The sequence below is a fragment of the Enterobacter sp. HG048 genome, from assembly GCF_024702055.1.
In the GTDB taxonomy this organism is placed as follows: Bacteria; Pseudomonadota; Gammaproteobacteria; order Enterobacterales; family Enterobacteriaceae; genus Enterobacter; species Enterobacter dykesii.
In genome coordinates this window covers 85,983-109,170 of record NZ_JANLIZ010000002.1, presented here as the reverse complement: position 1 = coordinate 109,170, position 23,188 = coordinate 85,983, and the positions used below count along the sequence as shown (strand labels likewise).

General features: G+C 56.5%; 20 protein-coding genes. 5 read left to right on the top strand and 15 right to left on the bottom strand.

All coding sequences use genetic code 11. From position 1 onward, the window contains the following. Positions 1-179: 179 nt before the first annotated feature. The 4 genes from NUX24_RS03850 to NUX24_RS03835 all read left to right on the top strand — a co-directional run bounded on the left by NUX24_RS03850 (position 180) and on the right by NUX24_RS03835 (position 5,345). Complete coding sequence (locus NUX24_RS03850; protein ID WP_308280933.1) at positions 180-794, top strand: fimbrial protein; 615 nt, start codon at positions 180-182, stop codon at positions 792-794. Positions 795-931: 137 nt separating this feature from the next. Beyond that, a complete protein-coding gene (locus NUX24_RS03845) occupies positions 932-1,624 on the top strand; it encodes a molecular chaperone (RefSeq protein ID WP_257830048.1) in 693 nt (230 codons plus the stop codon). A 9-nt stretch (positions 1,625-1,633) separates the two neighbouring features. After that, positions 1,634-4,174 (top strand): fimbria/pilus outer membrane usher protein, encoded by a 2,541-nt coding sequence (locus tag NUX24_RS03840; protein WP_257830047.1) that lies wholly within the window; start codon positions 1,634-1,636, stop codon positions 4,172-4,174. 4 nt (positions 4,175-4,178) lie between these two features. After that, positions 4,179-5,345, top strand: coding sequence for a fimbrial protein (locus NUX24_RS03835; protein ID WP_257830046.1), 1,167 nt, complete (start codon positions 4,179-4,181; stop codon positions 5,343-5,345). Between the two features lie 48 nt (positions 5,346-5,393). Here the strand turns inward: NUX24_RS03835 and cheZ are convergent, their stop codons facing one another. The 11 genes from cheZ to NUX24_RS03780 all read right to left on the bottom strand — a co-directional run bounded on the left by cheZ (position 5,394) and on the right by NUX24_RS03780 (position 17,010). Continuing rightward, entirely contained in the window at positions 5,394-6,038 is a 645-nt protein-coding gene (gene cheZ, locus NUX24_RS03830; RefSeq protein ID WP_023312251.1) for a protein phosphatase CheZ, read from the bottom strand. Between the two features lie 10 nt (positions 6,039-6,048). Continuing rightward, the gene (cheY, locus tag NUX24_RS03825) at positions 6,049-6,438 is read right to left on the bottom strand and encodes a chemotaxis response regulator CheY (protein WP_008500431.1); all 390 of its coding nucleotides are present in this window, start codon (positions 6,436-6,438) and stop codon (positions 6,049-6,051) included. A 17-nt stretch (positions 6,439-6,455) separates the two neighbouring features. After that, the gene (locus NUX24_RS03820) at positions 6,456-7,505 is read right to left on the bottom strand and encodes a chemotaxis response regulator protein-glutamate methylesterase (RefSeq protein ID WP_008500430.1); all 1,050 of its coding nucleotides are present in this window, start codon (positions 7,503-7,505) and stop codon (positions 6,456-6,458) included. Further along, entirely contained in the window at positions 7,502-8,368 is an 867-nt protein-coding gene (gene cheR / locus NUX24_RS03815) for a protein-glutamate O-methyltransferase CheR (RefSeq protein ID WP_014884342.1), read from the bottom strand. Before cheR ends, NUX24_RS03820 begins: the two co-directional genes overlap by 4 nt. Positions 8,369-8,387: 19 nt before the next feature. Then, positions 8,388-9,989 carry a methyl-accepting chemotaxis protein IV gene (gene tap, locus NUX24_RS03810; protein WP_257830045.1) on the bottom strand — a complete coding sequence of 534 codons (1,602 nt, stop codon included), beginning with the start codon at positions 9,987-9,989 and terminating at the stop codon, positions 8,388-8,390. A gap of 44 nt (positions 9,990-10,033) precedes the next feature. Beyond that, entirely contained in the window at positions 10,034-11,701 is a 1,668-nt protein-coding gene (gene tar, locus NUX24_RS03805; RefSeq protein WP_257830044.1) for a methyl-accepting chemotaxis protein II, read from the bottom strand. A gap of 84 nt (positions 11,702-11,785) precedes the next feature. Next, the gene (locus NUX24_RS03800; RefSeq protein WP_257830043.1) at positions 11,786-12,748 is read right to left on the bottom strand and encodes a spore coat U domain-containing protein; all 963 of its coding nucleotides are present in this window, start codon (positions 12,746-12,748) and stop codon (positions 11,786-11,788) included. After that, positions 12,745-15,129 carry a fimbria/pilus outer membrane usher protein gene (locus NUX24_RS03795; RefSeq protein WP_257830042.1) on the bottom strand — a complete coding sequence of 795 codons (2,385 nt, stop codon included), beginning with the start codon at positions 15,127-15,129 and terminating at the stop codon, positions 12,745-12,747. The genes NUX24_RS03800 and NUX24_RS03795 overlap by 4 nt, the downstream gene beginning before the upstream one ends. Then, positions 15,105-15,860 (bottom strand): molecular chaperone, encoded by a 756-nt coding sequence (locus tag NUX24_RS03790; RefSeq protein ID WP_214576499.1) that lies wholly within the window; start codon positions 15,858-15,860, stop codon positions 15,105-15,107. Before NUX24_RS03790 ends, NUX24_RS03795 begins: the two co-directional genes overlap by 25 nt. 16 nt (positions 15,861-15,876) lie before the next feature. Next, positions 15,877-16,425, bottom strand: a complete 549-nt coding sequence (locus NUX24_RS03785) for a spore coat U domain-containing protein (RefSeq protein WP_058841407.1) — start codon at positions 16,423-16,425, stop codon at positions 15,877-15,879. A 12-nt stretch (positions 16,426-16,437) separates the two neighbouring features. Further along, the gene (locus NUX24_RS03780) at positions 16,438-17,010 is read right to left on the bottom strand and encodes a spore coat protein U domain-containing protein (protein WP_045404424.1); all 573 of its coding nucleotides are present in this window, start codon (positions 17,008-17,010) and stop codon (positions 16,438-16,440) included. Positions 17,011-17,439: 429 nt separating this feature from the next. Here NUX24_RS03780 and NUX24_RS03775 point away from each other — a divergent pair, with 429 nt between their 5' ends. After that, positions 17,440-18,705, top strand: a complete 1,266-nt coding sequence (locus tag NUX24_RS03775) for a dicarboxylate/amino acid:cation symporter (RefSeq protein WP_033145875.1) — start codon at positions 17,440-17,442, stop codon at positions 18,703-18,705. A 104-nt stretch (positions 18,706-18,809) separates the two neighbouring features. Here the strand turns inward: NUX24_RS03775 and cheW are convergent, their stop codons facing one another. From cheW to motA, 4 genes are read right to left on the bottom strand one after another with little or no spacing between them, the layout of a single operon-like run. Further along, positions 18,810-19,313, bottom strand: a complete 504-nt coding sequence (gene cheW / locus NUX24_RS03770; protein WP_023312262.1) for a chemotaxis protein CheW — start codon at positions 19,311-19,313, stop codon at positions 18,810-18,812. A 19-nt stretch (positions 19,314-19,332) separates the two neighbouring features. After that, a complete protein-coding gene (gene cheA / locus NUX24_RS03765) occupies positions 19,333-21,369 on the bottom strand; it encodes a chemotaxis protein CheA (RefSeq protein ID WP_257830041.1) in 2,037 nt (678 codons plus the stop codon). A 4-nt stretch (positions 21,370-21,373) separates the two neighbouring features. Next, entirely contained in the window at positions 21,374-22,303 is a 930-nt protein-coding gene (motB, locus tag NUX24_RS03760) for a flagellar motor protein MotB (protein ID WP_257830040.1), read from the bottom strand. After that, positions 22,300-23,187 carry a flagellar motor stator protein MotA gene (gene motA, locus NUX24_RS03755; protein WP_008500417.1) on the bottom strand — a complete coding sequence of 296 codons (888 nt, stop codon included), beginning with the start codon at positions 23,185-23,187 and terminating at the stop codon, positions 22,300-22,302. The genes motB and motA overlap by 4 nt, the downstream gene beginning before the upstream one ends. Position 23,188: the final 1 nt, after the last annotated feature.

The window sequence follows — 23,188 nt, the reverse complement described above, 5'->3', positions numbered from 1 at the left end:
TGATATAAATATGTAAATTCAATAATTCAGGGAAATTTAAACCACATAATTCATTACCACACACAATCCAAAAATGAATTAATGCATATAACATTAGCCCTGAAACTCACTTACCAGTAGAATATTAAATGTTATAATTTCACGCGGCGTAATATACTTTTCACTAGAAAGCAAAATTTATGCCAGACATTTCTTTTTTACGTAAAGGGAAAATTAAGATGGATTTCAAAAAGAATATTATTGCGGGCTTAGCCCTTGCAATACTGTCGATGAATAGCTTCGCCGCAGAAATGAATGCCGGCACTATTCACTTCACGGGTGAAATTATCGAATCAAGCTGCACGATTCAGGGTGACAATGATACGGACAGTACTGTCCTGCTGGGTACCTATCCAATATCATTGTTTACTGCTGTTGGGACGGAAAGTGCACTTATGCCATTCTCCATCACGCTTGCCAACTGCCCATTGCAAAGCGATGGGCTTCCGGCTGTACAGCTGACCTTTAACGGCCCAACAACCCTGACCAAGGCCAAAACGCTGCTGGACGTCAGTAAAATTACCACCACGGGCGATACCGCGGCCACCGGTATCGGCGTTGCCGTCAGCCTGGCGGGTAAAGATGATAAGCTCATCACGATGGACGGCGCCGAAGGGCAGGTCTATATCGAACTGGCGTCAAAACCCGAAGATACGATTAAAGCTGATTTTAATGCTCGCTATAAATCATTTGCAACTGCGGTTACGGCCGGTCCGGCAGACGCTGATATGACGGTAAATATTCTTTACCGTTAATAAATGCATTACTGACATTCATGATATAAATAGATTTAGGCCTCATGACGTTTAAGGAGTCATGATCTGATATTAGTCCGAATCCGTATTCGGACTAATATCATTTCGCCTCACCCTCCTTTATTAAAGGTTTCACTATGCGCATATCACTCCATGTCTTATTATGTATTCCTGTCATCGCAAGCACTTTTTGTCACGCAGCAGGTATTCAGATAGGTCGCACACGCATAATCTACGATGCCGCGAAAAAGGAAGTTGCCCTGCCCTTACAAAATAATGATAAAGAGCTTCCATGGTTAATACAGTCTTGGACGGATACGGGTGATGGTAAAACGCACGGACCGTTTATCGTGACACCGCCTCTCTTTCGACTCGATCCGCAAAAAGAGCAAAGCCTGCGCATTACCTGGAACGGGACAGCCTTATCCGGGGATAAAGAATCTTTGTTCTATATGAACGTGCGAACCGTCCCTGCCACGGCTACGGATGAGGATGACAAAAACGTCCTGCGGTTAATCTATAAAACGCGTCTGAAACTGTTCTGGCGTCCTGTCGGACTGAGCGGTACGCCCTCTGAATCCTGCAAAAACCTGCGATTTGCTCGTCATGGTCAGCAACTCACCGTCATCAACGCAGGGGCGTTCTACAGCGTCTTTGATTCACTTGCGCTGGGTGCGCACAAAGTGGAAAAAGCCGACATGGTTGCCCCTAAATCCCGCGCTGACATTCCTCTCCCTGGCAATGCTCAGGGGACGAGTGTCACCTGGCGCTGCATAACCGATTACGGCAATGCTTCAGAAAAATACACCACCCCCCTGGCGCAGGATTAAAAGACCTCGATGATGACAGGACGTAATGAGTTGTCATACGAGCGGCGCTTCAGACTGAATCCGCTTCTTCGCTGCCTTGGCGGTGTCTTGCTCATCGCGAGCTTCTCGACGCTGGCCCGTGAGTATCGTTTCTCTCCCTCATCGCTTGAAGGAGACATGCTGGCTCAGCAGGATATCGACCTTTCACTCTTTTCAAAGTCGAATGCTCAGCTACCCGGCACCTATTCTTCACGAGTGCAGGTGAACGAACGCCGCCTCAGCACCACCAATATCGCTTACGTCAGTTCCCCGGAAGGGTCACTGATACCGCAGCTCACACCGGATATGCTGCGGGCATGGGGGATTGCTATCGATCGGTATCCCGCCTTGCTTGCGTTACCCGCAAATAAGGCTTTGCCTGAAGATATCAGCAACTATATCCCTCTGGCCTCCGCGCGGCTTGAGTTTTCAACCATGACATTAGCGTTGAGTATTCCTCAGGCCGCGTTAAGTGGTACCAGTCGCGATTACATCGATCCTTCGCGCTGGGACGACGGTGTCCCCGTGTTGTTCAGTGACTACGCTTTCTCAGGATCAAAAAATAAGGAGAGCGGTGACAACAGCGCCACCAGTCAGTATCTGAATTTGCGCACAGGCGCCAACCTGGGAGGCTGGCGAGTGCGCAACTATTCAACGTGGAGCAATTCTGACAGTGAAAACCTGTGGGAAAACATCAATACCTTCCTGCAGCATGACGTTGACGCCCTCAAGGCGCAGTTCACGGCCGGGGAAAGCAACACGCGGGGCGAGGTATTTGATAGCTTACAGTACCGGGGCGTCAACCTTGCGTCAGATGAAGAGATGCTTCCCTATAGCCAACGCGGCTATGCCCCTGTCATACGCGGCATCGCAAGTTCAAATGCTAAAGTCTCGGTGCGCCAGAATGGCTATCTCATCTATCAGCAAAACGTCGCGCCGGGTGAGTTCGAGATCAACGATCTCTACTCCACGACCAACAGCGGCGATCTGGACGTTACGGTGAAAGAGGCTGACGGCACCGAGCATCACTTTACGCAGCCCTACTCCAGTATTGCGGTTATGCTGCGGCCTGGGCGTATGAAGTACGAAATGACGGCAGGCCGTTATCGTGCTGAAAGCGGGAGCGATCAAAAGGAACCCGACTTTTTCCAGGGAAGCATGATTTACGGTTTAAATAACCTTTTCACCTGGTTTGGAGGGCTGACGCTCTCGAAAGACTATAACGCAGCCAATACCGGTACCGGTATGGCGCTCGGGCCGCTGGGCTCGCTGTCCGCTGACGTTACCCTGGCCGATACCCGCCTGGACGATAACAGCCAGCATACCGGCCAGTCATGGCGTTTGCTTTATACCGGTAAACTGGATTCGACCGATACCAACTTCAGCCTCGGCAGCTACCGATACACCAGCCGCGGATATTACAGCTTTGTCGACGCCAACCAAATGCGTGACGGCCACGAAGACGATCTGCTGTTTCGTTACAATAAACGCAACCGCATTCAGGCCAGCATTAGCCAAACCGTTGCTGGGGCGAGTCTGTATCTTAACGGTTATCAGCAGGACTATTGGGGCACCACTAAAAAAGAGCGCAGCCTGTCGTTTGGATTTAATACCGTTGTTGCCGGCACGAGTTATCACATGGCCTATACGTACAGCAAAACCAACGACGAAGAGTCTGACAGGATGGTCTCTTTGGGATTTAGCATTCCTCTCGCCAGATGGCTGCCACGCGCCTGGAGTAGCTATAACATCAGCAATACTAAAAATGGCTATACGCGGCAAAACGTGGGCCTCAGCGGCACGCTGCTGGACGACGAGCGTTTGAGCTACTCGTTGCAGCAGAGCCATTCCAACCACGACGGGGAGGATATCAGCAGCGTCTATGGCAGCTACCGTTCGCAATACGCCAACCTGACCGCCGGATATTACGCCTCCACTGATGACTCTCAGCAGCTTAATTACGGCATTAGCGGCGGTATTGTTGCCCATCCTGAGGGAGTCACGCTGGCTCAGCCTCTGGGCAGCCAGTTTGCTATCGTCAACGCCAACGACGCGTCCGGCGTCCGTTTCCTGAACCAGCGTGGTATTCAGACCGACTGGCAGGGTAACGCAGTCATTCCATCGCTCACTCCGTACCAGGAGAACAATATTCGTATTGATACCTCGAGCCTGCCGGAAAATGTAGACACCAGCGATACCGCTATCACCGTCATTCCCTCGCGCAACGCGGCGGTGTTGGCCAGGTTTGACGCTCACACAGGCTATCGGATGTTGGTCACCCTGAAGCGTCCAAACGGCCTCCCCGTTCCTTTCGGCGCCATCGCGACCAGTAGCGCCCCGGTGATAAGCGGCATTGTCGATGATACCGGTACCGTCTATCTGGCAGGCCTTGGTGATACCGCACAGCTCACCGTGAAATGGGGCAACGGCAAGGGCCAACAGTGCCGCGCCAGCATTACGCAACAGTCAGCCAACCAAACCGAAAGCCCTAACGGTATTCGCTCGGTTAGCGAGCTTTGTCAGCAGGAATAAGCACATGAGAAATATACTCAAGAAACAGGCCGTCTGGGCTTCATTGGCAACGGCACTGAGCCTGACCGCAACCTGCCCGTGCAGGGGTGCGGTGACTTTACTTCATAACTGCTTCGGTGCACCGCAAGCCTACACCACGTCGTTCGATCATGAGTTTTCGTCCAGCGAAAATATAGCCAATCATGACTATGATGTGCCTAATCATCTGGTCGGCAATGGCCCGGTGATAGTGGCCAACTGCGACTGTCCCGGAAATATGTTTTCATCGAGCATGGTCTATGAAAAAACGTTTGCCGGGAGTCCGCTGAGTCCGGGAACAAACGGATACGGCTATTTGACCGAAAAGATTGATGCCGATATCACCGCCTACGCGGATGCAATCAACTCTCCGGACGGCACTTCATTGACCCCGATAGCTGTCAATGAATACCCGACGTCCAGAAGTAATATGCGTAACACGACCGAGAATGCACTCGCCAAAACGGAGGGAGATGCCAACGTTTGCAGTAGTGACAGCCAGCCGGGTAATGCCGCTACAGAAAAGCGTAATTTCCGCTGGAACGTCGTTGCGATCCTGCTTCATATTAAAAAACCCATCCTGGGTGAAGAGGTGATCCCTTCGACGATCGTCGCGCAAAACTATTCCTGTCTTTATTTCGGCTCGGGGGGAAGCTGCGATCCAGGGCAGGCTGACCAGGTCTCTGATATCTGGTTTGGCGGCACACTATCTGCGCCGCTAAGCTGCATCATCAACGCCGGCAGCACCATTGAGGTGGAGTTTGGCGGCATTGTCAGCAAGCAATTCGTCATCAAGGGGCAACCGCCAAAACGTTATGCCCTCAAAAACGTTGATATTGCCTATCACTGTGATGATAACGCAGTGGGAAACACGGACCGGATAAAGCTTACGCTCACAGCAGATCAGGGCGTGGTGGACAGCAGTACGCCGTACATTGCAAAACTTCTGGACAGGGACGATCTCGGGGTGCGTGTATATGATGAAAACAGTCAGAACGTTGCGCTGGACGGTACCTATGAGTTTCCGGTGACGATGGACGAGCAGGGAAACGGTGTGGTCAAAATTCAGGCTGCGCCGGTCGGCACAACGAATGCCCCCCCGGCCCCGGGCCGCTTTGAAGGTAACGTGACGGTGAAGATGGACCTTCGATAATTGAATTACCCTCAGGTTGACGCCGCAGCCTGAGGGTAATCAGAACAATCAGAAGCCGAGGCTGTCCAGCAGGTCGTCAACCTGATCCTGGCTCGCCACAACGCCCGCCTTGCTGGCGTCGAGCTGTGGACCATTGAGCAGGCTTTCGTTCTCGCGTTTTGGACGGGCTGCTGGTTCCGGAATGTTCTCCAGCAGAACCATCAGCAGCTGACGCTCAATCTCCTGGATAACATCCATCATACGCTTGATCACCTGACCGGTCAGGTCCTGGAAATCCTGCGCCATCATGATGTCCAGCAACTGGGCGTTGGTGAAGCTGGTGTGGCCCGGCACATCACCCAGGTACTGACGGGTATCCGTCACCAGCTCGCGGGCATCCGCCAGCTCGATAGGGTTCTCAAACCACTCGTCCCAGCGTTTGCTCAGGGCTTTCGCCCCCTTTTCCATCGCATCCTGGTGCGGCTGTGATGCTTCAACGCTGTTCAGCGCACGCTCCGCGGCCTGAGCGGTCATCTGCACGACATAGTCCAGACGATCGCGGGCATCAGGAATAGCTTCCGCGGCTTCGGCAATGGCCTGATCCAGCCCCAGCTCGCGCAGGCTGTCACGCAGCATGCGCGTCAGGCTGCCGATGCGGACGATGATGTCGCTCGGCGAGTGTTCTTCAACGGGTTTCATAGCAGGTTGCAACATTTCCATCACCTCACATGCCGAGTTTCTCGAAGATCTTACCGAGCTTCTCTTCCAGGGTTGCCGCCGTGAATGGCTTCACCACATAGCCGCTTGCGCCCGCCTGTGCAGCGGCGATGATGTTCTCTTTTTTTGCTTCTGCGGTAACCATCAGAACCGGCATAGACGCCATTCCGGCATCGGCACGAATGGTTTTCAGCAGTTCCAGACCGTCCATGTTAGGCATGTTCCAGTCGGAGATAACAAAACCAAACCCGCCAGCCTGCAGTTTGTTCAGCGCATCAACGCCGTCTTCTGCTTCTTCAACGTTGTTGAAGCCCAGCTCTTTCAGCAGGTTGCGCACGATACGACGCATGGTGGAAAAGTCATCCACAACCAAAAACTTAAGCTCTTTATCCGCCATAAAATAATACTCCTGAGTCAAATACGTATTGCCTGTCCGGCACTGATTTTCGCCAGCATCTGCTGGCTTACCTGGCTAAGATCGACCACTTCGCTCACGCCACCCATATTGATGGCCTCGCGCGGCATGCCGAACACCACACAACTTGCTTCATTCTGCGCAATCGTCCAGGCGCCAGCCTGGTGCATTGCAAGCATTCCGGCGGCACCATCGTTGCCCATCCCCGTCAGGATCACCCCAACGGCGTTGCGCCCCGCATGTTTCGCCACCGAATGAAACAGCACATCCACCGACGGACGGTGCCGGTTGACCGGCGGTCCGTCATGAATTTTGATTTGATAGTTAGCACCGCTGCGCGCCAGCTCCATATGCTTGTCGCCCGGGGCGATATAGGCATGTCCCGGGAGCACGCGCTCGCCGTCTTCCGCCTCTTTCACGCTGATCTGGCACAGCTTGTTCAGGCGTTCGGCGAACGAACGGGTAAAGCCTGGCGGCATATGCTGCGTGATCAGAATACCAGGACTTGAAAGCGGCAATGGCTGGAGTACATGACGAATTGCCTCTGTTCCTCCGGTTGACGCCCCAATGACCAGCAGTTTTTCCGAGCTGAGCAAGGGACCGGCCTTCAGGGTCGCAGGCGCAGCCATCGGCGTGTGGGCGGCAAGCTTCGCACGCGACGCGGTGCGGATCTTCTCGGCGATCATTTCGCTGTACGCCAGCATCCCTTCGCGAATGCCGAGCTGAGGTTTGGTGACAAAATCCACCGCCCCCAGCTCCAGCGCGCGCAGGGTAATTTCCGATCCTTTTCCGGTCAGGGAGGAGACCATTACCACCGGCATAGGCCGAAGCCGCATTAATTTTTCGAGGAAATCTATGCCATCCATGCGCGGCATCTCGACATCCAGCGTTAGCACGTCGGGGTTATATTTTTTAATTAAATCCCGCGCTACCAGAGGATCGGGCGCAGTGGCCACCATCTCCATGTCGCTGTGGCTATTGATAATTTCAGTCATGATCTGACGCATCAGCGCTGAATCATCGACAGACAACACCCTGATTTTACTCATGCTTTTTCCTTACTCAGCGCATACACCGTTTGCCCACGCAGGCTAAACTCACGCGCGAGGTTGCTGAAGTTTTCCGAGTGCCCGGCAAACAGTAAACCGTCAGGCTTGAGCAACGGAACAAACCGACGCAGAATGTCCTGTTGCGTCGTTTTATCAAAATAGATCATGACGTTACGGCAAAAAATGGCGTCGAACGGCCCCGGCACGTTGTACTGCTTATCCAGCAGGTTAACGGGCGCGAATTCGACGCAGTTCGCCAGCTCCTGGCGTACGCGCACCAGGCCTTCATGCGGGCCCGTGCCGCGCATGAAATAACGCTGCAGCTGCTGCGGCGACAGCGTTTTCAGTTCATCCTGGCGATAAACGCCGTTACGCGCCTTCTCCAGCACCTCGGTATCGATATCGCTGGCGTAGACCTTCCAGCGTCCGGGTGCCATGCCCAGGGTGTCGGCAAGGGTGATCGCCAGCGAGTACGGCTCTTCACCCGTCGAGGCGGCAGCGCTCCATACGCGATACTCCCCGGTGCGACGGCGGGCGTGCTCGGCCAGAACCGGGAAGTGGTGAGCTTCACGGAAAAACGCCGTCAGGTTGGTGGTTAACGAGTTAATAAAAGCCTGCCACTCTGCGCTGTTCTGGTTCGCCTCGAGCATGCTCAGATAGCGGCCAAAATCATCCAGCCCCAGCGTACGCAAGCGCCGCACCAGACGGTTGTAGACCATGTCCCGCTTATGATCCGCAAGCACGATCCCCGCACGCTGGTAGATTAACTGACATATCCGACGAAAATGCGCGTCGGACAGCGCGAGGCGCTGTGTCATCTGCAACAATAATGACGTTTGCCCAGGGGGCATTGGTGATGTCATAGCGCCTTCTTAATTACATTCAGGATACAACTGGCACGGCCTGCGACCGCCCGACTTCTGTTACTGCTTCAACGTGCTCTTTCACATTAAACACCGCGACCAGTCCGGTCAGACGATCCGCCTGGCTGGCCAGTTGATCGGTTGCCGCTGCCGCTTCCTCAACTAACGAGGCGTTCTGTTGCGTCACCTGATCCATCTGGCTGACAGCCTGGGCAACCTGCTCAATCCCGCGACGCTGTTCGTCCGACGCCGAGGCGATCTCGCCCATGATGTCGTTGACCCGCGTCACGGAGGTGACGATCTCGTGCATGGTTTTCGCCGCCGTATCCACAAGGGTTGAGCCCTGCTGAACGCGCGAGACCGACTCTTCGATCAGCACCTTAATCTCTTTCGCCGCGTTGGCGCTGCGGCTCGCCAGGTTACGCACTTCCCCCGCCACCACCGCAAATCCGCGCCCTTGCTCACCGGCGCGCGCCGCTTCCACGGCGGCATTCAGCGCCAGAATGTTGGTCTGGAACGCGATACCGTCAATCACGCTGATGATGTCACCAATTTTCTGCGAGCTGGTGGCAATCTCCTGCATGGTGCTGGCGACATGGGACGCCTGGTCCCCGCCTTTCTTTGCCGTCATCGCCGCCTGTTTTGACAGGTCAGACGCCTGACGCGCGTTATCGGCGTTCTGACCTACCGTCGCGGTCAGTTGCTCCATGCTGGCCGCCGTCTGCGCCAGCGAGGCCGCCTGCTGCTCGGTGCGGGACGAGAGATCGTTGTTACCCGCTGCAATCTCAGAGATCCCGGTGTGCATGGCATAACTGCCCTGCCGCACGTCGCTCACCGTTTCCCGCAGCGATCCCTGCATCGCCTTCAGGCTGGCAAAGATCGCCGAAATTTCGTTCTTGCCGAACACCGCCACCGGACGCGCCAGGTCCCCTTTCGCAATACTGTCGAAGTGGCTGCTGATAATGGCCAGCGGCTGCACAATCATTCTGCGCGACCAGAGCAGCGCGGCACCGGTCAGCAACCCTGCCACAATCACCACCACGGCAAAGATGACGCCCGACATGTGATAGCTTTGGCGGCTCTGGTCACCGGCACGTTGAACAGACTGGTTAATATCCTGCTGCCATGCGTTAAAGCTGCCGTCAAACGCCGCCTGCGAGGCCTGAACCGGTGCGGTCATAAAGTCCGAAAGCTGGTTGTTCTCAAGCCACGTCGCCTGGTGGTCCAGATCGCTGTACCACTGCTCAAAGTTCGTCTTCATGGCGGTCTTCAGCGCCTTCTCTTTCTCGCTGTCGGCGGCCTGCGCCGTAAAGGCTTTAAACTGTGCGTCAGCCTGTTTCAGGCTGTCGCGCGCGTTGGCCATCAGCGCTTTAATGTCATCCGGCGGATAACTCAGCGCGGTTAAGGTTCCCGCCTTGTTCAGCGCAGTGCTTGCCTGCAACAGCACGGCACGCGTTTGTGCCAGTGCGGAGCGCTGCTGATTACTCGCCTCAACTTCCTGCAAATTCTGATAGCCATCGCGAAACGCCCAAAAAGACAACCCGTTACTGCCAACCTGCAACACACCGCAAAGGATCAGAATCAAAAACAGTGTGGTCGAGATACGAATACGATTTAACATCCACGCTCCCATCAAGCGGCAAGCAGCCGCGGTTTAATTGTCAGTCAAAATGTTTCCCAGTTTTCATCTTGTCCGGTCGTCGCGGTACGCGTACGGAGTGCAGCCTGTTCAGCGGCTGGCGCGCGATACGTTGCCTGCGGGGTGACCGTGTTTCCAGCGAGTGAAGCGAGACGAAACGCCGAGACGGCCATCTTGAGACGGCTCGCCTGGTCTTCCAGGGCAGCGGCCGCCGCAGCGGACTCCTGCACCAGCGCGGCGTTTTGCTGTGTCACGCGATCCATTTCCGATACCGCCAGGGCAACCTGGTCGATACCACGACTCTGCTCATCGGACGCAGAGGCGATTTCACCCATGATGTCCGTCACGCGGGTGACGGCATTCACGATGTCATTCATGGTCTCACCGGCGCTTTCCACCAGCACGGAGCCGGTATCCACGCGGGAGACGGAATCTTCAATCAGGGACTTGATCTCTTTGGCCGCGTTGGCGCTGCGGCTGGCCAGGTTGCGCACTTCTCCGGCCACCACGGCAAACCCGCGCCCCTGTTCGCCCGCGCGCGCCGCTTCCACGGCGGCGTTCAGCGCCAGAATGTTGGTCTGGAAGGCAATGCCGTCGATAACGCTGATGATGTCGGCGATTTTCTTCGAGCTGTCGGCGATTTCGTGCATGGTTTTCACCACGCCATCCACCACGCGGCCGCCGCGCTGCGCCGTCTCGGAGGCGCTTTCCGCCAGCTGAGACGCCTGGCGGGCGTTATCGGCGTTCTGCTTCACGGTCGCGGTGAGCTGCTCCATGCTGGCGGCCGTCTCTTCCAGGGCGGAAGCCTGCTGCTCGGTACGGGATGAGAGATCGTTATTCCCCATCGCAATTTCGCTGGTGCCGGTGTAGATAGCCTCCGACCCGTTGCGCACGTTGGCGACGGTTTCGATTAACGAACGCTGCATATGGTCAACGCTGTTTGCCAGCTCGGTGATCTCATTGCGCCCGGAAACGGTCAGCGTTTTGGTCAGGTCACCGCCGGCAATTTCACGAATGTGGGCAATGACGCGGCCGAGAGGGTTCAGCAGGATATGGCGAATGCCGTACCAGACCGCAACCAGCACAATAACCAGCGCCAGCGCCAGCACCGCCATCTGCCATTTCGCAAAGCGGTAGTCATTCTGGCTTGCCGTAAAGGCCGAGTGATAGAGATCGCCACTGGCCTTCGCGTATTCCCCCAGCGCTACGCCGAGCGCGTTTTGCATCCCCTGCGTCGGCTGCGCGAAATAGGCGTCCATATTGCCGCTCTCCAGGAACTGAATCAGCTCTGCCAGACCGGCATGGTAAGCGTTGTATTTTTTGTCAATGTTCTGGCTCACCTGCTCCATCGCAGGCTGTGGGGTAATCTTTTTAAAGGCGTCGTAATGTTTAGCGGCGTCAGCGAGGGTGGCACGGGCATTTTTCAACAGATCGGTTTTGGCGCTGCTCTGCTGATTGTTGGGGTCCATCATCATGCGCGCGGACGAGCGGCTCAGGTTGATACGCGTTTGCAGCATCAGATCCCACGTCGACGTGAGTTCACTCTGCTGCAGGCGGAGATCGTTCGAGGCCGCGAAGCTGTCCTGGTTCTGTTTTAATGACGAGAAAAAAAGCCCGCCGGAGATGAGCTGAAGAAGTGCGAAAATGACCAGCACCATCATGAGCATTGTGACAACGCGGATACGGTTCAACATACAACACCTTCTCATAGATTTATTAACGGTGTTATCGGCACAGCCCACAGGAACTTTACATTTGCGAAAGGGAAAAGCGCGGGGTTAAAACGCCACGTCGACAATCAGCGTGTCGGTGTAGGTTCCGGCGGGCGGCGTGGCCTGATTGGTCAGGACCTTCGCGGTGTAGTTGTAGGTGCGCAGTAGACCGTCAGTGCTGACCAGGGACGATACCGCGCTGGACCAGCGCTCGCTGCCGCTGCCGCCCCAGCGGTTACCGGTGGCTTCCTTATAGATGTCGTAGCTCATGGTATTGCTGCCGCTCACCATCCGTCGCACGTTGTTCAGCGCGTTGGCACCGTTATTAATGCCGATGGTATACGAACTTCCTTTGGTACAGGTGACGGCAATCGCCTGCGAGACGGTGGGGAAACTTTGTACCAGCGGCGCGCTGTTGAAGCTCACATCTGGCGTGGTCATGGCGCTGCAGTCGTTGGTGACGGTCATATCCAGCAGGATGCTGGTTGTCGCGGTTCCCGTCTGATTGATTGAGCAAAGGCCGAGCGCGCCCACGGAGCACACGCTGTAGTTAATGCTGAAGGTTAACTGCACCTGATATGGCCCGGCAGTCACGTTTTGCCCGGCGACGGTGCGGAAATAGAGCGGAATGTTGTACTGCTTTGACCCCAGCAACCCCAGCAGGGTATTCCCGCTCCAGGTATACGATTTACTTATCTGTACCTCGCTGCTGCTCGCGCATCCCGATAACCCGCACAGCCGGGTGGGGATCACGTCGGTGATGGCCGCGTTATCCGTGCGTTTCATCGTGGCCCGGCTGCTGCCCGAAACCGATGCCGCGGTGTAGGTCAGCGTTACCGAGTCGCTGGTCAGCAGATTCAGTACGGCATCGCAGGCCACCACCAGCGTGCCGGTGGTTTGAACTTCCCCGCTTCCGCCGAGCGCGAACGAGGTGACGCTGCCAAACGACGCATTAACCGTGCTGACGGTACACGCCGCCCAGCCGCCGCCGGAGAACAGCAGCAGGATCAACAGCAGCAGGCGCGTCATGGCTCCTCCCGACAAACCAGCGGCCCGTAGGTTTTCAGCTTGTGCTCCGGATTGGCCCCCACGGTCAGGGTAGTCTTGCAGCGCCTCCCGTCAGGTGCGATCACCTCCAGCGGGTTCACGTCGCTGAGATTTTCCAGCCAGGCGATGCCGTCATACCCCACCACCGCATTGCTGCGCGAGGCGCGTCGAACCTGGCTTCCCACCGGCAACGCCTTCCCGTTCGTATCATGCAGAATGACGCTTGCCACCCGCTCCTGCTCCATCGGGAAATCGACCAGATAGCCGCTGTGACGGCGGATTGCGATCCGGCGCTCGGTCTCTTTCAGACGGGTATCCGCCGGCAGATTCAGGGTATCAATCCGGTAGCTGGCCGGGTAATACGCCGACACCCCGCTCACCAGCAGGTAGCCGTTACTATTGGTTTTACCGACGGGCTGGTTCTCATAGCTGACGGGCACGTCCGGGTGGCCGTCGGTGCTGATGACCACAAACGCATCGTTAATCTTATTCGCCGCAAACAGCTCGCCGTCCATAAGCACAATGGCGCCCATCGCCTCGCCCCACCAGGTCATGGTATCCCTTTCGCCATAGCCGCCACCCTGCAGCTCGATATTGTTATTGCGCCACCCCAGCGTACCCTGTTGATAATCACTGGATCTTGACTGGTTGGCCCAGGCCATGTTCCAGCTGAACCCACCGTCAGAAGGCATGGAGTGGTTGTAGTTAATGCGCTGGGTACTGCCGGCATCCGGGGTGTTTTCAACGGTGACGGCAGCGCTGTCGCGCGCCCCCAGCGGCACCTGCAGCGACAGCGCGACCGTCCAGTCTCCCCGCTGCCGATCCCGGCTGCCGGCCAGGTAAATGCTGCTCGCCCCCCACAGGTTGCGGCTCCAGGAGAGATTGAGCAGCTCGGTTTTTTGGCTGTCAAAACTCTCCACGCCGATCCAGGCCGCACCGATGTTGCCGTACCGTCCCAGATTGAAGGTCAGCGAATACTGGTCCGTGTTACGACTAAAGCTGGCGATGGGCTTATCGTTTTCGTCATACACCGTCGGCTGGTCGTAGAGGGCCAGATTGCCAAAGCCGCGATCGCGACGGGTGTGCTGGGTGGCGACGCTAAACTCGCTGGTACTGTACTGGTAACCCCAGTTGATTTGCCCGCCCGCATCACCGCGCATGCGGCTCTGCGAGTAAGAGGTATTCACCACGCCAAACTGGCCGAGTTTTATCACCGTCCCCGCGCCGCCCAGCGCCAGCTCCTGCGCCGCTTCCGCGTGGCCCTCCAGCGTAAGCCAGTCCGTCACCCCGTAGCGATACGAGCCGCTGCCTGCCGCCGAGCCGTAGTCAAAATTCTTGATACCGTAATTACGCCGCAGGCTGCCGAGCGTCACGGCGCCGTCGCTCAGCCCTTGTTTAAGCAGGTCGCTGGTGACGTAAAACGGGAGCGTGGTGCTCACCTGGCGCCCCAGCGCATCCGTTGTGACCAGTACCGCATCCCCGGCGCCGTTGATATAGGGCAGATTAGTCAGGGTGAAGGGGCCCGGCTGAAGCTGGGTCGAACCGGAGCGATAGCCGTTGATAAAGAGATCGACCGAGGTGGGTACCGCGGCTTCCCCCGCGAACTCGGGCAGCGGCCATGTCACCAGGTCAGGACGCAGGGAGAAATCCCGCCCGATGCTTATCCCTCCCATCCGCACGCTGGAGCTCCAGCTCAGCGCATCGCTGATGACATCCCCGGCGCTCCAGCTCATCGCGTCATCTTCGTTGGTGAACAGCAGGGTCGTGTCATAGCGGACATACCCTTCCTGCTGTCCGTCGTTACCGGTGAAATTTTCCCGCGCGTAACCGGTCGAGGAAAACGAGCCGTTTTCGTTGAAGTAGCGGAACTCATGCCAGATCGACGCCTGACCGCCGATATGTTCCGTGTGGTTGGTGTAGAGATCGTAATTCAGCAGTGCGCCGCGCCCGTAGTGCGGTTTGGCCTGCGCCGCTTGCGCGCTGAAAGGCGTCACGCGGGCCGTCACCCAGTCGCGGGGAACGGTCAGCAGCAGGCGCTGCGCGGCGCTGTCGTACTCCACCCGAACCTGAGCAAGCGAGGAGAGATTTACCTCTCCGGTGGGAACATGCGCCGGGGGCAGCCCCGCGCGCAGCAAATCGGCGCTTGAGATAAAGAAAGCGCCTTTACGCTGCGTCACGGGCACGACCAGTCCGGTATCATAGTGATTGACCACGATGGCCAGCTGGAAAACCGCTTCATCATTTATCGCCTGCGCCTGGGGAGGCGGCGGTAAACTGTCGTCGCCGGGCCCGGCCAGAGTCGCGGAACTGACGAATAGCAGTAACATCATCGCCGGCTTCAGTTGACGGGCGTCGACTGCCATTGTTCGTCCCTGGCATTAATCTGCGCGCTCATCCGCTCTGGCTGACGAACGCCAGCGGGTATAGGCCAGCTGCGGGTGCTGCCCGGCAGGACGTAACCCAGCAATCCTTCCGCCACCGTACGTTTCTGACCTCCCTGCTCCAGCGCCACCTGGCTCAGCCTGACGTGGACATCCCCCCGATTTTTAACCTCCAGCGCAGGCTTACCCTCCGCCTGCGTCACCCGCCAGCTCAGGTTTTGGGTCTCCGCCAGCGCGTGATGCGCGCCCTCTTTGATGGTCGGGATCCCCTGCCCATATACGAACAGAGGGATGGAGTAACGCATCTGCAATTTCAGGCCGATGGCGGGTTCGGCTTTGGCATCTGGCTGGGGGATTTCATCGACGATAATGCGATAGGCCTGTTCGACCCCTGCGGGAACCGAAGCCTGTTTGATAAGGCGAATAAGCTGCTTGCTGCCTGTGCCAATCGTGACGATGGGCGGGCTGGCGACCACGTCCTGCTGCGCGGTATAGCGCTCGTGTCCGTCCTCCTGCTTCCAGCGCACGATGCGAACCTGCATCGTCGTGGCGCTGTTTCCCTGGTTCTGGATCCACAGTTCCGTGGCGTTGGCGTCTGCAGCAAGCCAGGGATCGATCGGCCAGAGCAGGATGGTGGCCGCCGCCTGCGCCTGGCCAGCACCGGCCATTCCCAACGCGCCCGCCAGACAAACCGGTCTGAAAAATGGCTTCATCAACACTCTCCCTTTATTACCATGACAAGGTCACGGTGAGCTGATCGGAATAGGTTCCCGCCGGGCTAAACCCGGTCAGTAGCGCCACGCCAAAAAGCGGCAGCGCGATGTTATTGCTGTTGGTATAGGTCACCGCTATCGCCTGGTTGACGCCAATTTCGCTGTTCGCGGCCAGCGAGCTGCTGCTGTAGAGCCGGTATGGCACCACGTCGGCGCCGTTAGCGCGCTTCATGCGGCGAACGGATGAATAATTTTGACCGCCATTAATGCTCATGCTCAGCGCCACGCCTGGCGTACAGGCGATGGACAACGCCCCGTTTGGCACAAAGCTGGTGCTCACCGGCGCGCTCTCGACGCCGTTATGGCTGCCAAAGTCCAGCGTACCGAGAAGCCCTCCGCTACCGGTGGCCACCGCGCATCCCGGTACAATCGTCGCGCTGACCTTAAACGACTGGGATGTCACCGCATCCGCCGTGGGCATCATGAGCAATCCGACGATCAGCGCGAAAAAAGGCTGCACGCGTCCCTCTGCGCGTTTGCGCAGACCTGTGAGAGATGCCTTCATGGCGGTTCGGGACTAGTAGGTGACGCTGACGTTAATCGTGTCGGTGTAGGTTCCCGGAACGACCGTCACGCTGTTACCGCCGCCGGTAATCCGTCCGTAGAGGGTGTAACTGTCCACCCCTCCGGCCGTAGAGGCGATCGGCAGCGCGGCGTTATTGGCAATCACGGTGTTAAACCCGCTGTCGCTGTACAGGCTGTAAGCCACGCCCTGTGCCGCGTTGGCCGTATTCACCAGATAGCGTTCAGGCGTGCCCGGCGAACCGACAACGGAGCCGGGCGCGGTGGAGTGGGTATTACCGGTGATCGCGACCGTATAGCTGGCGGTCGTGCATTGAATGGTGAAGGTGTTTCCGCCGCTGGCGCCGCTCAGCTGCGTCGTAAGCGTGGAGAAGGTAGCCGGATGGGTACCGAAATCGAGCGTACCGAAGTTGATGCCACTTTGCGCGGGCGATCCGTTTATCAGACACCCGTTTGTCAGCGTCAGCGTCGCGCCTATAGTGCCGCTGCTGGTGACGGCCAGCGCCTGATGGGCCATTGTCGCAGTCAGTAAGGTGCCTGCGCCGATCAAAAGGAGTTTTCTTTTCATTTACCACCCTCCAGAAGACGTCTCCGTTCCCTTGCCACATTTTATTTTTGTCGTTCAAGATGTTAGCCCCGCTTAACGTTCCTCTGAGGGGGTTACTGAGAATTTAGTTTACGGATATCGCTTCGACCACCTGCCCCTTAACGCATAAGGCATATGTCTTATTGACTAAATTTTATTATAAATAACAGTAAGTTAAATAAATTCAGGCAGCGTTTTTTTTATATCAGGGGAGAATATATCCATTAAAGTGTGACGACGATCACAATATATCGTCAGCGTATTAACAACAAAATTAATAAAACTTAAAAAGGAGTTGTATCCCCCTACACTTTGCGTCAATTTATGTGCCGAATAATTTCCCGCATCGTAATAAAAAATTTATATGTATTGATGCGGGCTACATCTGAAGCGCATAGAGGGTCTTTTTTCGTGGCAAGTGCAAACAAACTCACACTCTTCATCGTGATATTCATGCTGGCGGGTATTCTTTCAGGGGCAGCAATTCATGAGTATGCATCTGCGGATGCCATCAAAGCCTGGTCGGATAATATTACCCTTCTGACCGATATTTTCCTCCGCCTGATCAAAATGGTCATTGCACCGTTGGTCTTCAGCACGCTCACCGTCGGCATTATGAAGCTGGGCGAAACCTCCACCATTGGCCGCGTTGGCGGCAAAGCGATGGTGTGGTTTATCAGCTCATCCGTGCTCTCTATTCTGGTTGGCCTGTTCATCGTCACGCTGGAGCATCCGGGAAGCGGTCTGAACCTGACGGTTCCGACAGAAGCTGTGGATACCGGCCTGGCCGTGGGCGGCATGACGCTGAAAGCGTTCCTGTCGCACACCATTCCGACCAGTATCGCGGGGGCGATGTCGAACAATGAGATCCTGCAGATTGTGGTGTTCTCAATGTTCTTCGGCATCGGCGGCGCGTCGCTGGGGCAGAAATTCAACGCGCCGCTGGTGGCCGCGCTGGATGTGGTTTCCCACATTATGCTGAAGGTCACAGGTTACGTGATGTACGTTGCGCCGCTGGCCATTTTCGCGGCGATTTCATCCGTTATTGCCACGCAGGGTCTGGGCATTCTGCTGAACTACGCCTCCTTTATTGGCGGCTACTATGTTGCCATTCTTCTCACCTGCATGGTGCTGCTGGCCGTGGGTTACATGGTGCTGAAAAAAGAGGTGTTTCGCCTGGTGAGCATGCTGAAAGATCCGGTTCTGGTGGCGTTTACCACCAGCAGCTCTGAAGCCGCCTACCCGAAAACGCTGGAGCAGCTGGAGCGTTTTGGCTGCTCGCGCAACATCGCCTCTTTCGTTCTGCCGATTGGCTACTCCTTCAACCTAGTGGGTTCGATGGTGTACTGCTCATTCGCCTCAATGTTTATCGCGCAGGCGTACAACATTCATCTGAGCTTCTCGGAGGTGACGGTGCTGATGCTGACTCTGATGCTGGCGTCGAAAGGGATTGCGGGCGTACCGCGTTCTTCACTGGTGGTGCTGGCAGCAACCATTCCGAGCTTTAATATTCCGGTGGCGGGGATTCTGCTGCTGATGGGGATCGACCACTTCCTGGATATGGGCCGTTCCGCAATTAACGTGCTGGGGAATGGGATCGCAACCGCGATGCTGTCGCAGAATGAAGGCGCGCGGGAAGCAGAAGCAGAAGCTGAGCTGGTAAAGCAGGAAGCGTAAGGTGAAAAAAAGGGTGAGGCCTGATGCCCTCACCCCTGCCCTCTCCCACAGGGAGAGGGAGCAAACACAAAAAACGGCAACCTGGGTTGCCGTTTTGCATTTACCTACGCTACGTGACTCGCGGCGATATCCAGCAGCGCCATCTCATCGCTGTTCAGCAGCTTCTCAATGTTCACCAGAATCAGCATACGCTCGCCGAGCGCGCCCAGTCCGGTCAGGTATTCGGTCGACAGCGTGACCGCAAACTCCGGTGCAGGACGAATTTGGTCAGAGGTCAGGGAAAGCACATCAGATACGCCATCCACCACGATACCTACCACGCGCTGCCCCAGATTCAGAACGATCACCACGGTATTGTCGTCGTAGTCAACGTCGCCCTGGCTGAACTTCACGCGCAGGTCCACGATTGGCACAATGACGCCACGCAGGTTGGTGACACCTTTAATAAATGCAGGCGTGTTAGCGATGCGGGTAACCTGGTCGTAACCACGAATTTCCTGCACTTTCAGGATATCGATGCCGTACTCCTCATCGCCTAAAGTGAATACCAGGAATTCCTGCCCTGATGGCTCGCCCGCCAGTTTCGTTACATTACTCATACCGGTCATGTTATTACCTTCTACTTAATCAGGCGGCTGTGTACGCCACACGTTGTTCACGATTTAATCCCTGAAGCGCCGACACATCGACGATCAGCGCCACGCTACCATCACCCAGAATGGTGGCGGCAGAAATACCCGGCACTTTGCGGTAGTTGCTTTCGAGGTTCTTCACTACCACCTGGTGCTGGCCAATCAGCTGATCGACCAGCAGCGCGTAGCGGCGGCCCGCGCTTTGCAGGATCACAACGATGCCCTGCGTGGCCTCTGTCTTCGCCCCGTCCACTTCGAACACTTTCCACAGTTCCACCAGCGGCAGGTACTCACCGCGCACTTCGAGCACGCGTTCGCCGCCCGCCAGCGGATGCAGATCTTCTTCACGCGGCTGCAGGGACTCCATCACGGCGTTCAGCGGCAGGATAAAGACTTCGTCCGCCACTTTGACTGACATGCCGTCGAGGATCGCCAGCGTCAGCGGCAGCAGGATGCGAATGGTGGTGCCGGAACCCTGTTTAGACTGGATCTCAACGTGGCCGCCCATCTCCTGGATGTTACGTTTCACCACGTCCATGCCTACGCCGCGTCCGGACACGTCGGTCACCTGCTCCGCGGTAGAGAAGCCCGGCGCGAAGATCAGCATGCCCACTTCTTCGTCGGTCATGTTGTCATTGACCGCCATCCCCTGCGAAATCGCTTTTGCCAGGATGCGCTCGCGGTTAAGCCCCGCGCCGTCATCGGTCACTTCGATGCAGATGTTCCCGCCCTGGTGTTCCGCAGAGAGGATCAGGTTACCGACCGGGGATTTTCCGGCGGCAATGCGGTTTTCCGGCAGTTCGATACCGTGGTCGAGGCTGTTACGCACCAGGTGCGTTAACGGGTCGATAATGCGCTCGATCAGGCTCTTATCCAGTTCGGTTGAGCTGCCCATCAGGGTCAGTTCAATCTGTTTATTCAGCTTGCTTGCAAGGTCGCGAACCAGACGCGGGAAGCGGCTGAAGACATATTCCATCGGCATCATACGAATGGACATGACCGATTCCTGCAGGTCGCGGGCGTTACGCTGCAGCTGACCCATGCTGGTGATCAGATCGCCGTGCGTGACCGGGTCCAGTTCGTTAGAACGCTGGGCCAGCATCGACTGGGTGATCACCAGTTCTCCAACCAGGTTAATCAGCTGGTCGACCTTCTCAACGGCAACGCGGATGCTGGTTGACTCGCTGGAGCGGGCGGCAGGTTTTTCACCACGTGCAGGTGCCGCGGCCTCTTTTGGCACGGCCTTCAGCGCCGGAGCCGCAGGAGCCACAGCCGGTGCGGCGGCCTGAGCGACAACGGCCACCTCTTCCGTAGCGGCAGGTGCGTCAACCTCAGCCGTTTCGGTTTCGAAGGCGATCTGGTCAGCTTCAATCACAAAGCACAGTACCGCCACGATATCGTCCTGGCCAATACCGTCATCAAGCGTCGCGGCAAGGCTGTCTTTGCCTTTGACCACGTTGCTTAATTTCGCCAGGTTACCCAGCTCTTCTTCCAGCAGGTTAACTTCATTCTCTTTGAGGCGTGACAGCACAACGCGCAGTTTGCCCGCTTGTGCAGCGGCTGGCGCGGCCTCGTCGGAAGCAACCGCATCGACAACGCTCAGTTTCGCCGCAGGGACAACGGCTGCAGCGACCTCACCTTTTGCTTCCAGGGCGAGCTGGCGCAGCGCATTGCAGATGTATTCAAAGCTGGCGGCATCAGGCTCTGCCGAACTTTTATAGGCGTCGAGCTGTTCCTGCATAATATCTTTGGTTTCCAAAAACAGGTTGATAATGTCGGTATTGAGCTGCATCTCACCGCGTCGTGCTTCATCAAGCAGGTTTTCCATTAAATGGGTCGTTTCCTGCAGGATGGTAAATCCAAACGTTCCGGCTCCGCCTTTAATAGAGTGCGCCGCACGGAAGATGGCATTGAGCTGCTCGGAGTCCGGTGCTTCGGGCACCAAATCGAGCAAGTGTTGCTCCATATCGGCCAACAATTCGTCGGCTTCATCAAAGAATGTCTGGTAAAAATCGCTAATATCCATGCTCACGCTATCACCTCGGATTGGCTGGTGGCGATGTTGGAACGGCAGCCGAAGGAACGGCCCCAGGCTGTTTTAAATCGTCCAGTGACTCATTCTGACTTTCGGCGTTTTCATGCAGGATGGCCTGCTCCGCCTGCTGGTTCAGCACTAAAAGACTGATACGACGGTTGATGGCATCATCCGGCCCGCGGTCGGAAACGCGCATGGTTGCGGCCATGCCGACTACGCGCAGTACCTTGCCATCATCAAGCCCACCTACCACCAGCTCGCGACGCGAGGCGTTGGCACGATCGGCAGAAAGCTCCCAGTTGCTGTATCCCTTCTCCCCACTGGCGTACGGGAAATCATCCGTGTGTCCTGACAGGCTGATTCGGTTAGGAATGCCGTTCAGCACCGGAGCAATAGCACGCAGAATGTCGCGCATGTACGGTTCAACTTCCGCACTTCCGGTTTTAAACATTGGTCGGTTCTGGCTGTCGATAATCTGAATACGCAGCCCTTCCTGCACCAGGTCGATCTTCAGATGCGGGCGCAGCGCGCGCAGTTTCGGATCCGCTTCAATCAGCTGATCGAGATCGCCACGCAGTTTCTTCAGGCGCGCCTGCTCCATCTTTCTTTTCAGCTCGTCGATGTTCGGCTCTTTTTTCACCTCACCCTTCTGCTGGGTGTAATCATCGCCGCCGCCCGGGATCGGGCTGTCGCTGTTAGAGATTCGCGGCCCACCGGTTACCGCCGTTGCCAGCGGCGTGCGGAAATATTCGGCAATCTGGATCAGTTCTTTTGGGCTGGAGATGGAGATCAGCCACATCACCAGAAAGAACGCCATCATTGCGGTCATAAAGTCGGCGTACGCAATTTTCCACGAGCCGTGTGCGCCATGCCCGCCGACCTTGTGCTTGCGTTTTTTTACGATGACGATCGGATGGGACTGGTTTTTCATGCGTCCTCAGTTGTCGTCTGTTGGTTTGGGTTTTTCACCGCACGCACGTGTTCTTCAAGCTCGATAAACGACGGACGCTCGCTGGAGTAAAGCGTTTTACGGCCAAACTCAACCGCGATCGGTGGCGCGTAACCGTTGAGATTAGAGAGCAGCGTGATCTTCACGCACTGCATCATTTTGGTGGTTTCCGCGCTCTTCTGGCGCAGAACGCTCGCCAGCGGAGAGATAAAGCCGTACGCCAGCAAAATACCGAGAAAAGTTCCCACCATCGCGTGGGCAATCAGCGCGCCCAGCTCGGCTGCCGGACGGTCTGCCGAGGCCAGGGCGTGAACCACGCCCATTACCGCGGCAACGATACCGAATGCCGGAAGCGAGTCGCCGACCAGCGCCAGGCTGTTGGCCGGCACTTCAGATTCGCTTTCGTGGGTTTCGATCTCTTCATCCATCAGCGCTTCGATTTCGAAGGTATTCATGTTGCCGCTGATGATCAGTCGCAGATAGTCGACGATGAAATCCAGCATCATGGCGTCAGCAAGAATGCGCGGATAGCTGGCAAAAATTTCGCTCTCTTTCGGGTTTTCAATATCCCGTTCAAGGGAGAACATGCCCTGCTGACGCGACTTCGCCATCAGGCGATAGAGCAGTGCCAGCAGATCCATATACATGCTTTTGGTGTATTTCGAGCGACGGAACAGCAACGGAATCGCTTTCAGCGTGCCCTTGATCGATTTACCGTTGTTGCCAACGATAAAAGCCCCTACCCCTGCGCCGCCGATGATAATAAGTTCAGCCGGTTGATAGAGTGCTCCAAGGTGCCCGCCGGTCATCATGTAACCGCCGAAAACTGTACCGAGAACTACCAGGTAACCTAATAAGATAAGCACG

Excerpts from the sequence above, each read along its gene's own strand:
- NUX24_RS03785 (WP_058841407.1), bottom strand. The coding sequence starts at position 16,425 with ATGAAGGCATCTCTCACAGGTCTGCGCAAACGCGCAGAGGGACGCGTG.
- NUX24_RS03845 (WP_257830048.1), top strand. The coding sequence starts at position 932 with ATGCGCATATCACTCCATGTCTTATTATGTATTCCTGTCATCGCAAGC.
- tar (WP_257830044.1), bottom strand. The coding sequence starts at position 11,701 with ATGTTGAACCGTATCCGCGTTGTCACAATGCTCATGATGGTGCTGGTC.
- cheZ (WP_023312251.1), bottom strand. The coding sequence starts at position 6,038 with ATGTTGCAACCTGCTATGAAACCCGTTGAAGAACACTCGCCGAGCGAC.
- NUX24_RS03840 (WP_257830047.1), top strand. The coding sequence starts at position 1,634 with ATGATGACAGGACGTAATGAGTTGTCATACGAGCGGCGCTTCAGACTG.
- cheW (WP_023312262.1), bottom strand. The coding sequence starts at position 19,313 with ATGACCGGTATGAGTAATGTAACGAAACTGGCGGGCGAGCCATCAGGG.
- NUX24_RS03835 (WP_257830046.1), top strand. The coding sequence starts at position 4,179 with ATGAGAAATATACTCAAGAAACAGGCCGTCTGGGCTTCATTGGCAACG.
- motB (WP_257830040.1), bottom strand. The coding sequence starts at position 22,303 with ATGAAAAACCAGTCCCATCCGATCGTCATCGTAAAAAAACGCAAGCAC.
- NUX24_RS03800 (WP_257830043.1), bottom strand. The coding sequence starts at position 12,748 with ATGACGCGCCTGCTGCTGTTGATCCTGCTGCTGTTCTCCGGCGGCGGC.
- cheR (WP_014884342.1), bottom strand. The coding sequence starts at position 8,368 with ATGACATCACCAATGCCCCCTGGGCAAACGTCATTATTGTTGCAGATG.
- tap (WP_257830045.1), bottom strand. The coding sequence starts at position 9,989 with ATGTTAAATCGTATTCGTATCTCGACCACACTGTTTTTGATTCTGATC.
- NUX24_RS03790 (WP_214576499.1), bottom strand. The coding sequence starts at position 15,860 with ATGAAGCCATTTTTCAGACCGGTTTGTCTGGCGGGCGCGTTGGGAATG.
- NUX24_RS03780 (WP_045404424.1), bottom strand. The coding sequence starts at position 17,010 with ATGAAAAGAAAACTCCTTTTGATCGGCGCAGGCACCTTACTGACTGCG.
- NUX24_RS03850 (WP_308280933.1), top strand. The coding sequence starts at position 180 with ATGCCAGACATTTCTTTTTTACGTAAAGGGAAAATTAAGATGGATTTC.
- NUX24_RS03795 (WP_257830042.1), bottom strand. The coding sequence starts at position 15,129 with ATGGCAGTCGACGCCCGTCAACTGAAGCCGGCGATGATGTTACTGCTA.
- cheY (WP_008500431.1), bottom strand. The coding sequence starts at position 6,438 with ATGGCGGATAAAGAGCTTAAGTTTTTGGTTGTGGATGACTTTTCCACC.
- NUX24_RS03820 (WP_008500430.1), bottom strand. The coding sequence starts at position 7,505 with ATGAGTAAAATCAGGGTGTTGTCTGTCGATGATTCAGCGCTGATGCGT.